General features: G+C 66.1%; 13 protein-coding genes. 1 reads left to right on the top strand and 12 read right to left on the bottom strand.

Going from position 1 to position 12651, the window contains the following annotated elements; genetic code table 11:
* Positions 1–28 precede the first annotated feature (28 nt).
* From rpoZ to pyrR, 10 genes are all read right to left on the bottom strand, one after another.
* Positions 29–289, bottom strand: a complete 261-nt coding sequence (gene rpoZ, locus ITX31_RS14255) for a DNA-directed RNA polymerase subunit omega (protein ID WP_055241005.1) — start codon at positions 287–289, stop codon at positions 29–31.
* Positions 290–328: 39 nt separating this feature from the next.
* Positions 329–898 (bottom strand): guanylate kinase, encoded by a 570-nt coding sequence (gmk, locus tag ITX31_RS14260; protein ID WP_194784052.1) that lies wholly within the window; start codon positions 896–898, stop codon positions 329–331.
* A 64-nt stretch (positions 899–962) separates the two neighbouring features.
* A complete protein-coding gene (mihF, locus tag ITX31_RS14265) occupies positions 963–1280 on the bottom strand; it encodes an integration host factor, actinobacterial type (RefSeq protein ID WP_194784053.1) in 318 nt (105 codons plus the stop codon).
* Positions 1281–1423: 143 nt separating this feature from the next.
* Positions 1424–2287 (bottom strand): orotidine-5'-phosphate decarboxylase, encoded by an 864-nt coding sequence (gene pyrF / locus ITX31_RS14270; protein WP_228529358.1) that lies wholly within the window; start codon positions 2285–2287, stop codon positions 1424–1426.
* Complete coding sequence (gene carB / locus ITX31_RS14275) at positions 2280–5576, bottom strand: carbamoyl-phosphate synthase large subunit (RefSeq protein ID WP_194784054.1); 3297 nt, start codon at positions 5574–5576, stop codon at positions 2280–2282. Before carB ends, pyrF begins: the two co-directional genes overlap by 8 nt.
* A complete protein-coding gene (gene carA / locus ITX31_RS14280; protein WP_194784327.1) occupies positions 5576–6712 on the bottom strand; it encodes a glutamine-hydrolyzing carbamoyl-phosphate synthase small subunit in 1137 nt (378 codons plus the stop codon). The genes carB and carA overlap by 1 nt, the downstream gene beginning before the upstream one ends.
* A gap of 38 nt (positions 6713–6750) precedes the next feature.
* Entirely contained in the window at positions 6751–7266 is a 516-nt protein-coding gene (locus ITX31_RS14285) for a hypothetical protein (RefSeq protein ID WP_194784055.1), read from the bottom strand.
* Entirely contained in the window at positions 7254–8597 is a 1344-nt protein-coding gene (locus ITX31_RS14290; protein WP_194784328.1) for a dihydroorotase, read from the bottom strand. The genes ITX31_RS14285 and ITX31_RS14290 overlap by 13 nt, the downstream gene beginning before the upstream one ends.
* A 50-nt stretch (positions 8598–8647) precedes the next feature.
* A complete protein-coding gene (locus ITX31_RS14295; protein WP_194784056.1) occupies positions 8648–9646 on the bottom strand; it encodes an aspartate carbamoyltransferase catalytic subunit in 999 nt (332 codons plus the stop codon).
* A complete protein-coding gene (gene pyrR, locus ITX31_RS14300) occupies positions 9643–10224 on the bottom strand; it encodes a bifunctional pyr operon transcriptional regulator/uracil phosphoribosyltransferase PyrR (RefSeq protein ID WP_194784057.1) in 582 nt (193 codons plus the stop codon). Before pyrR ends, ITX31_RS14295 begins: the two co-directional genes overlap by 4 nt.
* Before the next feature lie 112 nt (positions 10225–10336).
* Between pyrR and ITX31_RS14305 the strand changes: the two genes are divergently transcribed.
* Positions 10337–11530, top strand: coding sequence for a PrsW family intramembrane metalloprotease (locus tag ITX31_RS14305; protein ID WP_194784058.1), 1194 nt, complete (start codon positions 10337–10339; stop codon positions 11528–11530).
* Between the two features lie 79 nt (positions 11531–11609).
* Here the strand turns inward: ITX31_RS14305 and nusB are convergent, their stop codons facing one another.
* Positions 11610–12020, bottom strand: coding sequence for a transcription antitermination factor NusB (gene nusB / locus ITX31_RS14310; protein ID WP_091604577.1), 411 nt, complete (start codon positions 12018–12020; stop codon positions 11610–11612).
* Positions 12017–12580 (bottom strand): elongation factor P, encoded by a 564-nt coding sequence (gene efp, locus ITX31_RS14315; RefSeq protein WP_055240995.1) that lies wholly within the window; start codon positions 12578–12580, stop codon positions 12017–12019. The genes nusB and efp overlap by 4 nt, the downstream gene beginning before the upstream one ends.
* Positions 12581–12651: the final 71 nt, after the last annotated feature.

The following is a 12651-nucleotide window of genomic DNA, read 5'->3' on the forward strand; positions in this document are numbered from 1 at the left end:
TCCTACCTCCTAGCCGTGGATGAGTGCCTTACTCGGCGGTTTCGTTGGCGCGGACTACCAGCATGCCGTCATTGATCTCGCGCAGGGCGATGGACAGCGGCTTTTCGTTGAGCTTGGTTTCCACCAGCGGGCCAACGTACTCGAACAGGCCTTCGTGCAGCTGGGAGTAGTAGGCGTTGATCTGCCGGGCACGCTTGGCACCGTAGATGACCAGGGCGTACTTGGAATCAGCGGCCGTCAGCAGGTCGTCGATCGGCGGGTTGATGATGCCTTCAGGCTGGGTAGACAAAAGATCTCCAAAGTTTTCGTGCGGATCAAGAACAGCAGCTCAGCGTTGGCGAGGGCTGATCCCCATGAGTGAAACGAGCTCTGCTGCAGCCCGCTGAACGTCATCATTGATGACAGTGTGATCGAACTCGGGCTCGGCAGCAAGTTCCAGTTTAGCGGTTTCCAGCCGCTGCTGCTGCTCCTCGGGTGTTTCGGTGCCGCGCCCCACCAGGCGGCGGACCATTTCGTCCCACGACGGCGGTGCCAGGAAGACGAAATTCGCCTCCGGCATCGACTCCTTGACCTGGCGCGCACCCTGCAGGTCAATCTCCAGCAGGACCGAGCGGCCGTCAGCCATTGCAGCTTCCACGGTGCGGCGCAGCGTGCCGTAGCGGTTGCGTCCGTGCACCACGGCCCACTCCAGCATCTGGCCTTCGGAGACCAGGTCGTCGAATTCGTCCGACGTCACGAAGAAGTAGTGCACGCCGTTTTCCTCACCCGGGCGGGGGGCGCGGGTGGTAGCGGACACCGAGAGCCACACCTCGGGATAGTTATCCCGGATGTAAGTGGACACCGTGCCTTTGCCAACGGCGGTGGGACCTGCCAGAACTGTCAGCCGCGGTTGCGACACGTAGACCTCACTTGTTTAGGGAACAGGTCCGACGGCGCCGCAGCCGCCTTGCGCGGCAGCCGGCTTAGTCGGACTCCAGTAATTCGATCAGCGCCTTGCGCTGGTGGACACCAAGACCCCTCACCCGGCGGGTGGGGGCGATGCCCACGGTAGCCATTATTCCAGCTGCGCGGCGTTCCCCCACACCAGGCAGTGCGCGCAGCAGGTCCACGACCTTTAGCCGGCCCACTGCCTCCTCCGAAGCGCGGGAGACGATGACCTCTTCAATCGAGAGTTCACCTGTCTTTATCTTGGACTTGATCTCGGCCCGCACCGTGCGGGCGGCGGTGGCCTTTTCCCGCGCCCTGGTGCGCTCGGCTTCAGTCAGTGGTTTGAGGTTCAATTGGCTCTCCCGGGCGAAGACTGACCGCCCCGTCAAACTGGTTGTGACCGGCGGCTTTGCGGTTTCTTGGGCTAGGGTCCGAACCTATCCGCACTGTGCGGTCAATGCAATGGAAACCGGTACGTAAGCCGTACCGGTTTCCACTATGGCTGTGGGAGGCTGTCCAGTGTACGGACGGCGGCTTCCCGCAGTGCCGCACGGTCCGGACCTGCTTTGAGGATGTCCCGGCTGGAGGTAGCGAGTACGTTCGCGTACGCAGCGCCGAAAGTTCTGCGCAGGTCCTCCCCCGTGGCGCCCTGCGCGCCAAGCCCGGGAGCCAGGATGGGCGCGTTGGCTGCCGCCAGGTCAATGTCCAGGTCCGCCAGGGCAGAGCCGACGGTTGCCCCGATAACCAGCCCGGTGGAACCGAGGGTGCCGGCATCAGCATTCTCCGCAGCGGCCGCGTCCACAATCCGCGCTGCCACGGACCGGTCCGCACCGACATGCTGTACGGAGGCGCCCTCCGGGTTGGAAGTCAGCCCAAGCACGAACACTCCCCTGCCGGTGGCATACGCCAGGTCCAGGGCAGGACGCAGTGATTCGTAACCGAGGTATGGACTCAGGGTCACCGAGTCCGCCGCCAGCGGCGAACCGTCCCGCAGCCAGGCATCGGCGTAAGCGGCCATGGTGGAACCGATATCCCCGCGCTTGGCGTCGGCGACGGAGAGCACACCCGTCTCCTTGCACGCGACCAGCAGGCGCTCCAGCACGGCGATCCCGGCGGCGCCCTGGCGTTCGAAGAGCGCTACCTGCGGCTTGACGGCAGCAGCCTGCTCCCCCACCGCCTCCAGTACGGTGAGTGAGAAGCGTTCCAGCCCCGCGGCGTCGTCGTTCAATCCCCAGGCGGCCAGCAGGCCGGGATGGGGATCGATGCCGACGCACAGCGGGCCGCGCGTGTCCATCGCTGCCCGCAGGCGCGCGCCAAACGGCGCGCGCCTGCGGGCAGCGTCAGTGCCGCGCTCAGGCAACGCTGGATGCCTGAAGCTTGGCGGCGTACTCCTGGAGCGAGCAGACGTCCCATTCGTAGGAGCGCATCGCCTCGATGGCCTGCACCGCAGCGGTGAACTCTGACACGGTAGTGATGACCGGGCAGCCGATCGAGGTCGCTGCGGCGCGGATCTCGTAGCCGTCGCCGCGGGCCTGGCCGCCGGAGGGCGTGTTGATCACCATGTTGATGTCTCCCGCGGTGATCAGGTCCACCACGGTGCCTTCGCCGTCGGGGCCGGTGCCTTCGGCGACCTTGCGGACGGTGGTGGCCTGGATCCCGTTGCGGCGCAGGACGTCTGCGGTGCCGCCGGTGGAGAGAATTTCAAAACCGAGGTCGCTCATGAGCTTCACCGGCATGATGATCGAGCGCTTGTCCCGGTTGGCGACGGAGACGAAGATCTTCCCGGCCGTGGGCAGCGCCGAGTTGGCTGCGGCCTGCGACTTGGCGAAGGCGGTGTCGAAGTACTTGTCGATGCCCATGACTTCGCCGGTGGAACGCATTTCCGGGCCGAGCAGTGAATCCACCACGGTGCCTTCCGGGGTGCGGAAGCGGCTGAAGGGCAGCACGGCTTCCTTCACGGCTACCGGGGCGTCCAGCGGGAGCGCCGAGCCGTCGCCGGTTGCCTTGAGCTTCCCGGCGGCGCGGAGTTCCGCGATGGTGGTGCCGGTGCCGATCAGTGCCGCGGCCTTGGCCAGCTGGACGCCGGTGGCCTTGGAGACGAAGGGCACGGTGCGGGAGGCACGCGGGTTGGCTTCGATCACGTAGAGCACATCCGATGCCAGGGCGAACTGGATGTTGATCAGGCCGCGCACGCCCACGCCGGAAGCGATGGCGCGGGTAGCCTCGACCACGCGGCCAATGACGTCGGTGCCCAGCGTGATGGGAGGCAGCACGCAGGCCGAGTCGCCGGAGTGGATGCCGGCTTCCTCGATGTGCTCCATGATGCCGCCCACGTACAGGTCGGTGCCGTCGAAGAGCGCGTCGACGTCGATTTCGATGGCGTCCTCCAGGAACCGGTCCACCAGGACCGGGTGGTCCGGGGTGATTTCCGTGGCGTTGGCGATGTAGCGGGAGAGGTTGGCCTCGTCGTAGACGATTTCCATGCCGCGGCCGCCCAGCACGTAGGACGGGCGGACCAGGACCGGGTAGCCGATCTCGTCAGCGATCTTCTTGGCATCCTCGAAGGACACGGCGGTGCCGTTCTTGGGGGCGACCAGGCCGCCCTCGTCCAGCACGCGCTGGAAGGCGCCGCGGTGCTCTGCCAGGTCGATTGCCTCGGGCGAGGTGCCCAGGATCGGAATGCCGGCGTCGGCCAGTTCCTGTGCCAGCTTCAGCGGGGTCTGGCCGCCGAGCTGGACGAAAACGCCCAGCACGCCGCCGGTGCGCTGTTCGGCGTGGATGACTTCCAGCACGTCTTCGAGCGTGAGCGGCTCGAAGTACAGGCGGTCGGAGATGTCGTAGTCCGTGGACACGGTCTCCGGGTTGCAGTTGATCATCACGGTCTCGTGCCCGGCTTCGCGCAGCGCCATCGTGGCGTGGACGCAGGAGTAGTCGAACTCAATACCCTGGCCAATGCGGTTCGGGCCGGAGCCGAGGATGATCACCGACGGCTTGGCGTGCTGCGCCACCTCGTCTTCCTCGTCGTAGGAGGAGTAGTGGTACGGGGTGTACGCGGCGAATTCTGCGGCGCAGGTGTCCACCGTCTTGTAGACGGGGCGGATGCCCAGGACGTGCCGCACGCCGCGGACCACTGCTTCGGGCTGGTTGGTGAGCCGGCCGATCTGCGCGTCGGAGAAGCCGTGGCGCTTGGCCAGGCGCAGCACGTCCTCGGTGATCTGTGCGGCCGCACGGATTTCTCCGGCAACCTCGTTGATCAGTTCAAGCTGGTCCAGGTACCACGGATCTATTCCGGTGGCCTCGAAGAGCTGCTCGTTGGTAGCACCGCCCAGCAGTGCCTGCTGGACCTGAGCCAGGCGGCCCGTGGTGGGGCGCTTGGCTGCCTCGATGAGTGCCGGTACATCGGCGGGATCCACCGGGTCGAAGCTGAGCTGGGAGCCCTTCTGTTCCAGGGAACGCAGGGCCTTCTGCAGCGCTTCGGTGAAGTTGCGGCCAATGGCCATGGCCTCGCCGACGGACTTCATGGTGGTGGTCAGGGTGGGGTCTGCTGCCGGGAACTTCTCGAAGGCGAAGCGGGGAACCTTCACTACCACGTAGTCCAGGGTCGGCTCGAAGGACGCCGGGGTCTTCTTGGTGATGTCGTTCGGAATCTCGTCCAGCGTGTAGCCCAGGGAGAGCTTGGTGGCGATCTTGGCGATCGCGAACCCGGTGGCCTTGGAGGCCAGCGCCGAGGAACGGGAGACGCGCGGGTTCATTTCAATGACGACGACGCGGCCGGTGTCCGGTTCGATGGCGAACTGGATGTTGCAGCCGCCGGTGTCAACGCCTACCTCGCGGATGACGGCGATCGCGATGTCCCGCAGCTTCTGGTACTCGCGGTCGGTCAGGGTCATGGCCGGGGCCACGGTGATGGAGTCGCCGGTGTGCACGCCTACGGGATCGAAGTTCTCGATGGAGCAGACGACAACCACGTTGTCGTTCTTGTCCCGCATCATTTCGAGTTCGTATTCCTTCCACCCAAGGATGCTTTCCTCGAGCAGCACCTCGGAGGTGGGGCTGTACTGGATGCCGGCGCCGGCGATGCGGCGCAGGTCCTCGGCGTTGTAGGCCAGGCCGGAACCCAGCCCGCCCATGGTGAAGGACGGGCGGACCACCATCGGGTAGCCGAGCTCCTCGGCCGCGGCGAAGGCCTCATCCATGCTGTGCACAATGATCGACTTCGCGGACTCGGCGCCGCAGCGCTCGACGACGCCCTTGAACTTCTCGCGGTCTTCGCCGAGCTCAATGGCTTCGATGTTGGCGCCGATCAGCTCGACGTTGTACTTCTCCAGAACACCATTCTTGTCCAGGGCGATCGCCGTGTTCAGCGCGGTCTGGCCGCCCAGGGTCGGCAGCACGGCGTCGGGGCGTTCCTTGGCGATGATCTTCTCGACCACCTCCGGCGTGATCGGCTCGACGTACGTGGCGTCGGCGAACTCCGGGTCGGTCATGATCGTTGCCGGGTTGGAGTTGACCAGGATGACCCGGAGGCCTTCCTCCTTGAGCACGCGCAGTGCCTGCGTGCCCGAGTAGTCGAATTCGGCGGCCTGGCCAATGACGATCGGGCCGGAGCCGATCACCAGGACGGACTTGAGATCGGTTCTGCGGGGCATTAGCGGGATTCCTTGTTCTTGCTGGAGGCCATCAGGTCGACGAAGCGGTCGAAGAGGTAGGCGGAGTCGTGCGGGCCGGCGGCGGCTTCGGGGTGGTACTGGACGGAGAATGCGGGGATGTCCAGGCAGGCGAGGCCTTCCACCACGTTGTCGTTGAGGCTGATGTGGCTCACTTCAACCTTGCCGAAGCGCGATTCGGGGGCGGTGACGGGACCGTCCAGCGGTGCGTCGACGGCGAACCCGTGGTTCTGGGAGGTGATTTCAACCTTGCCGGTGCGGCGGTCCAGGACGGGCTGGTTGATGCCGCGGTGGCCGTAGGGCAGCTTGTAGGTGCCGAAGCCCAGGGCCCGGCCCAGGATCTGGTTGCCGAAGCAGATGCCGAAGAACGGGGTTCCGGTGTCCAGCACGCCGCGCAGCAGCTCGACCTGGTTATCGGCCGTGGCGGGGTCGCCGGGACCGTTCGACATAAAGACGCCGTCCGGGTTCAGGGCACGCACGTCTTCGAGGGTGGCGGAAGCCGGCAGCACGTGCACGCGGACGCCGCGTTCAGCGAAGCGCACCGGGGTCATGGACTTGATGCCCAGGTCCAGGGCGGCCACGGTGAAGAGCGGTTCGCCGTCCCAGCCGTGGGTCGAGGGCTCGACGACGTAGCTGGCCTCGATGCTTACTTCCTCGGCGAGGCGGGAGCCGGCCATGGATTCCTGGGCGCGCACTTCGGCGAGCAGTTCGGCGTCGCTGCGCAGCGCGGCTTCGCCGGAGAAGATGCCGGCCTTCATGGCGCCGCGCTCACGCAGGTGGCGGGTGATGGCGCGGGTGTCGACGCCGGAGATGCCGACCACGTCCTGGGCTGCGAGGTCCTCGTCGAGGGTGCGCTCGGAGCGCCAGCTGGAGGGCCTGCGGGCCGCGTCGCGGACGATGTAGCCGGCCACCCAGATGCGGCGGGACTCGGCGTCGTCGGCGTTCACGCCGGTGTTGCCAATGTGCGGGGCGGTCTGGACAACCAGCTGGCGGGCGTAGGAGGGGTCCGTGATGGTCTCCTGGTATCCGGTCATGCCGGTGGCGAAGACTGCCTCGCCCAGGGCGGTGCCGGCGGCTCCGTAGCTGCGCCCGCGGAAGCTGCGGCCGTCCTCCAGCATGAGGACAGCTGTTCTCGGGGCGGGGGTTTGGTTCACTGTCACAGTTGTTCCTCGCTAGATGTTGCTGATTCCGGGCCCAGCGCCTTGATCGCCGAAACCAGGGGGTTCTTATGGTCGGCCGCACGGGTGCGGAACCCGGTGTCGACCCGCTTGGGTCCGAGCTGCCAGGTCACCATGACCAGGCCTTCCTTCTCCACGAATTTTCCTGCCATCCCGCGCTCCAGGCGCACATCGCGCAGGTCTTCCCGCGGGATCCAGACGTCCGGTGCGCCCTTGCGTGCGAACAGCAGGCCTTCGTTGAAGACGGCTGCGGTGGCCACCGATTTGACGCCCATGCCGTAGACCGCCACACGGTCCAGCCAGTCGCCCGCCGTGGTGGTGGCGACGTATTGTCCGTCAACCTCGAACCGGGGCAGCTCCAGGTCTTCCGGCAGCGGCCGGGGCCTGGGAATGTCCCCCTGGCGCCGGCGGCGGCCGCGCCAGCCGACCGCGAACAGCGTGAGCACAATGGCCGCAGCGGCGAGGACTCCGAGGAGGAAGATCAGCCAATCCATGGTGTCTCCTCTGCTGCTGCGGCGCGGGGGCCGTTGAGTGCTCCGTCGAGGACGGTGGGATGGCCGGCGAAGAAAGCGGCACGGACCATTCCGGGCAGTTCCAGCCCCGCATAAGGACTGTTCTTGCCCATGGTTGCCATCTTATGGGGGTCCACGGTGCGCCGCGCAGCCGGGTCCACCAATATGACGTTGGCCGGTTCACCGGTTTTCAGCGGCCTTCCCTGGGTTGCCACGCGCCCAATCCGGGCGGGCGTGGCGGAAGTCACGCGGGCGAAGCCTTCCCAGTCCATCAGGCCGGTTTCGATCATGGTGGCCTGGACCACGGACAGTGCCGTCTCGAGTCCGGTCATGCCCATGGCGGCCTGCGCCCACTCGCATTCCTTGTGCTCGCTGGGATGCGGTGCGTGGTCCGTGCCAACGATGTCGATCGTGCCGTCGGCCAGCCCGCGGCGCAGCGCCTCCACGTCGGTTTCAGTGCGCAGCGGCGGGTTCACCTTATACACGGGGTCGTAGCTGCGGACGGCTTCATCGGTGAGCAGCAGGTGGTGCGGGGTGACTTCGGCGGTTACGTTGATGCCGCGTTCCTTCGCCCAGCGGATAATCTCCACGGAGCCCGCGGTGGACACATGGCACACGTGCAGCCGGGACCCGGTGTGCTGGGCCAGCAGCACATCGCGGGCAATGATTGATTCCTCGGCTACCGCGGGCCAGCCGGGCAGGCCCAGGACGGCGCTGACTTCACCTTCATGCATCTGGGCGCCGTCCGTCATGCGCGGTTCCTGCGCGTGCTGGGCCACCACGCCGTCGAAAGCCTTGACGTATTCAAGCGCGCGGCGCATCAGCACCGGATCATGGACGCACATGCCGTCATCGGAGAAAACCCGGACCCGGGCACGGGAGTCTGCCATGGCACCGAGTTCGGCCAGGCGCTCCCCCTTCAGGCCCACGGTGACGGCACCCACCGGGCGGACGTCCACCCAGCCGGATTTCAGGCCGAGGCTGTAAACCTGCTCCACGACGCCGGCGGTGTCCGCCACGGGGTTGGAGTTGGCCATGGCGTGGACGGCGGTGAAGCCGCCCAGGGCCGCTGCCCGGGTTCCGGTCTCAACGGTCTCGGCGTCTTCCCGGCCGGGTTCGCGGAGGTGGGTATGCAGGTCCACCATTCCGGGCAGGGCAACCAGGCCGACGGCGTCGATGGACAGCGCGCCCTCGGGCGCTTCAAGGCCCTGGCCGACGGCGGCAATGACGCCGTCCCGGATCAGCAGGTCGGCCTGTTCCCTGCCCAGCAGCGAGGCACCGCGGAGCAGGTAGGTTCCGGTGGAGGAGAGCACCGGGGAAACCGCGGGAGCGGGTTTGGCGGATGTGGCGGGGTGTGCTGTTGTCACTGGGCAGATACTTCCTGTGGTGTGCGCTGGGAGCTGCTTTCGCCGGAGAGCAGCAGGTAGAGGGCGGCCATGCGGACGGAGACACCGTTGCTGACCTGTGCCAGGACGGTGGAGCGCGGCGAGTCGGCGGCCCGGGATGAGATTTCAAGGCCGCGGTTCATCGGTCCGGGGTGCAGCAGGATGGTGTTGTCCATGCCAAGCGTGTCCAAGCGGTCCAGCCGGACGTCGTCGAATCCGTAGCGGCGGGAGTATTCCCGCACCGTGGGGAAAAACGCGGAGTGCATGCGTTCCGCCTGGACGCGGAGCATCATGACGGCGTCCGGTTTGGTTTCAAGCGTCTCGTCGAGCGAGTAGCTGACCTTGCAGGGCCAGGATTCGACGCCGAAGGGCAGCAGCGTGGGCGGGGCCACGAGGGTGACCTCAGCACCGAGGGTCTTCAGCAGCCAGAGGTCGGAGCGGGCTACGCGGGAGTGCAGGATGTCTCCCACGATTGCCACGTGCATGCCTGTGAGGTCAGTCCCGGCGGAGGGAACTCCGTGCAGCTGCGCCCAGTGCCGGCGCATGGTGAACGCGTCCAGCAGGGCCTGGGTGGGATGTTCGTGGGTGCCGTCGCCGGCGTTCAGGACGGCGGCGTCGATCCAGCCCGAGTTGGCCAGCCGGGCGGGGGCGCCGGAGGCCCCGTGGCGGATCACCACGGCGTCCGCACCGATGGCTGCCAGGGTTTGGGCGGTGTCCTTCAGCGACTCGCCCTTGGAGACCGATGATCCCTTGGCGGAGAAGTTGATGACGTCCGCGGAGAGCCGCTTGGCGGCTGCTTCGAAGGAGATGCGGGTGCGGGTTGAGTCCTCGAAGAAGAGATTGACCACCGTCCGGCCGCGGAGGGCGGGGAGCTTCTTGACTTCCCGCTCCCCTACTGCGGCCATGGCCTCCGCAGTGTCCAGGATGGAGATGGCGTCCTGATGGGAGAGGTCCAGGGTGGAGAGCAGGTGTTTCATGCGGCGCCCTCAATCACGACTTCGTCCAGGGCCGGCGAGTCAGTCTCTGCCAGCCTTACCCGGACCTTTTCAACGGCGGCGGTCGGCAGGTTCTTGCCAACATGGTCCGCACGGATGGGAAGTTCGCGGTGTCCGCGGTCCACCAGGACGGCCAGGCGCACGGCGCGGGGACGGCCGAGGTCGATCAGGGCGTCCAATGCGGCACGGATGGTCCGGCCGGAGTAGAGCACATCGTCCACCAGGACCACCACCTTGCCGTCGATGCCGCTGGGCGGAAGCTGCGTGGGGTGCGGGGGCCGGGTTGGCTGGTGGGCCAGGTCGTCACGGAACATCGTGACGTCCAGCTGCCCGGTGATGGCCTCTGCGTTGACGGTGGGATCTGCCGCTGCGATCTTGGCGGCGAGCCGGCGGGCCAGTGGATAGCCCCGGCGGGGAATGCCCATCAGCACCAGATCGGTGCCGCCCTTGTTTGCTTCAAGGATCTCGTAGGCGATGCGTGTCAGGACGCGGTCAATATCAGCTGAAGACAGAACGGTACGGGCAGGCAAATGCGCCTGCTGGGGATCGCTGGAATCCATATTCTGCTTCCTCCTTCCCCGCCTCACAGGACGGACTTAAAGGTTGAATGCTCCTCAAAACTATCACAGCAGCCCACGCGTATATTCTTGGGTCCATGACAGGCACCCGCCCATGACCCTCATGCCCGGCAACGGGCCGGCCACTCCCCCCGGACAGCCCTCCGAACCGCTGCCCGGACTCAGCGTTCCCACTGCGGGGCGCGGCGGCTCCGGGGCCCTGAACATCCTGCTGATCTCCGCAGCCGGCGTGGTGCTGGTCCTGGTGGGACTGTTCCTCTTCGCGGCCCTGGGCAGCGAGGCCTTTCTCCTGTGCGGGATCCTTGCACTGATCCCCCTGGGGATCTGCCTGCTGGGCCTGCACTGGATCGACCGGTGGGAGCCCGAGCCCCGCGGGGCGCTCATCTTCGCGTTCCTGTGGGGTGCAGGCGTTTCCGTGGCCATCACCCTGCTGCTGGGCGGCGCGGTCAACGAGGTCCTGGTGATGCTGCTGCCCCTCACACCGGCAGACGTGCTGACCACGGTGATCCAGGCGCCCCTGGTGGAAGAGACCGCCAAGGGCCTGGGCGTCCTGATGCTGGCGTTCGTGCGCCGCAGCCACTTTGACGGGCCGCTGGACGGGATTGTCTATGCCGGCGTCGTCGGCGCCGGGTTCGCGTTCACGGAGAACATTCTCTACTTCAGTGCTGCCCTGTTCGAGGCCGGCGGAGTGGGGCTGCAGCTCGGCTTCGTTTTTGTGCTGCGGGGGCTCCTGTCGCCGTTCGCGCACGTGCTCCTCACAGCGGCCGTTGGCCTTGCCCTGGGCATTGCAGTGAGCAAACCCGGTGCATGGCGCATCGTCAGCGGATTCGCGGCCGGAATGGCCGCAGCGGTGGCCGGCCACATGTTCTGGAACGGCGGAATGGCCCTTGTGTCCGACGACTTCTTCGCCTTCTACTTCCTGCTGCAGGTGCCGCTCTTCGCCCTTGCAGTGGGCGGCGTGACCTGGCTGCGGCGGCAGGAGCGGCGCCTCACCGGCCAGCGGCTGGGCGAATACGCCGCCGCCGGCTGGTTTACGCCGGCGGAGGTGAACCTGATCTCCACTCCGAGGGGACGCCGCCAGGCGCTGACCTGGGCCGGAGCATTCGGCGCGAAAACCTGCATGCGCTCGTTCATCCGTGAGGCCACGAACCTGGCCCTGACCCGGCAGCAGCTGGTCAACGGCCGGGATCCGCAGAAGAACACGGCGCGGGAACAGGGGCTCCTCGCAGAGTTAACGCGAACCCGTACCCAGCTGCTGGGTGCAGCCGCCGCCGGGCGCCGCTGGTAGGTGCACCCAAAACGTTCCCGGGCAGGCAAAAGCCCGGCGGGGGATTCCGCCGGGCTTTAGGCGCACGGTTCCTGCGAGGCTAGGCCAGCAGTGAATCCTTGAGCTCATGCAGACGGCTCAGCAGGCCGTTGATGAACGCAGGCGACTCATCCGTGGAGAGCGACTTGGCCAGTTCAACAGCTTCGCTGATGGCCACCTTGTCCGGCACGTCGTCGTTATAGAGCAGTTCCCAGCTTCCGAGGCGCAGGATGATGCGGTCAACCGCAGGCATCCTTTCCAGCGGCCAGCCCTGGGAATAAGTGCCCAGGAACTCATCGATCTGCTCCTGCTTGGCGATCACGCCTTCCACCAGGTCCATGGTGTAGGGGTTGATTACCTGGTCCGTCTTTTCCCGGCGGGAACGCAGGGATTCGAGCGGAGACATGGATCGCTGTTCCGCTTCGAAGAGCACCTCAAGTGCCCGAGTTCTTGCTTTACTGCGTGCACTCACTCGTTAACGCGTCCCAGGTAGTCTCCGGTGCGGGTATCGACCTTCACCTTGGTGCCGGTTTCCAGGAACAGCGGTACCTGGATTTCGTAACCGGTTTCAACGGTGGCGGGCTTGGTGCCGCCGGTGGAGCGGTCACCCTGCAGGCCCGGCTCGGTGTAGGTGATCTCCAGGACCACGGATGCCGGCAGTTCAATGTACAGCGGGGCACCTTCGTGCATGGCGATGGTGACCATCATGGACTCAAGCATGAAGTTGGCGTAGTCGCCGACGATCGAGCCCGGGACCGTGAGCTGGTCATAGTCCGAGGTATCCATGAAGACGTAGTCTTCGCCGTCCTTGTACAGGTACTGGTAGTCGCGGCGGTCAACCGTGGCGGTTTCGATCTTGATGCCCGCGTTGAACGTCTTGTCGACAACCTTGCCGGAGCGGACATTGCGCATCTTGGTACGGACGAACGCACCACCCTTGCCCGGCTTTACGTGCTGGAACTCGATGATGCTCCAGAGGTTGCCTTCAAGCTTCAGCACGGTGCCGTTCTTGATGTCGTTGGTCGTTGCCACAGTTTCTCTTTCGTCGTTTCGCTTCTGCTTCGAGTCTTGTCCGTCGACCATTCTACCTGTTCGGCGAATAC

It is taken from the genome of Arthrobacter gandavensis, from assembly GCF_015355785.1.
GTDB lineage: Bacteria > Actinomycetota > Actinomycetes > Actinomycetales > Micrococcaceae > Arthrobacter_B > Arthrobacter_B gandavensis_A.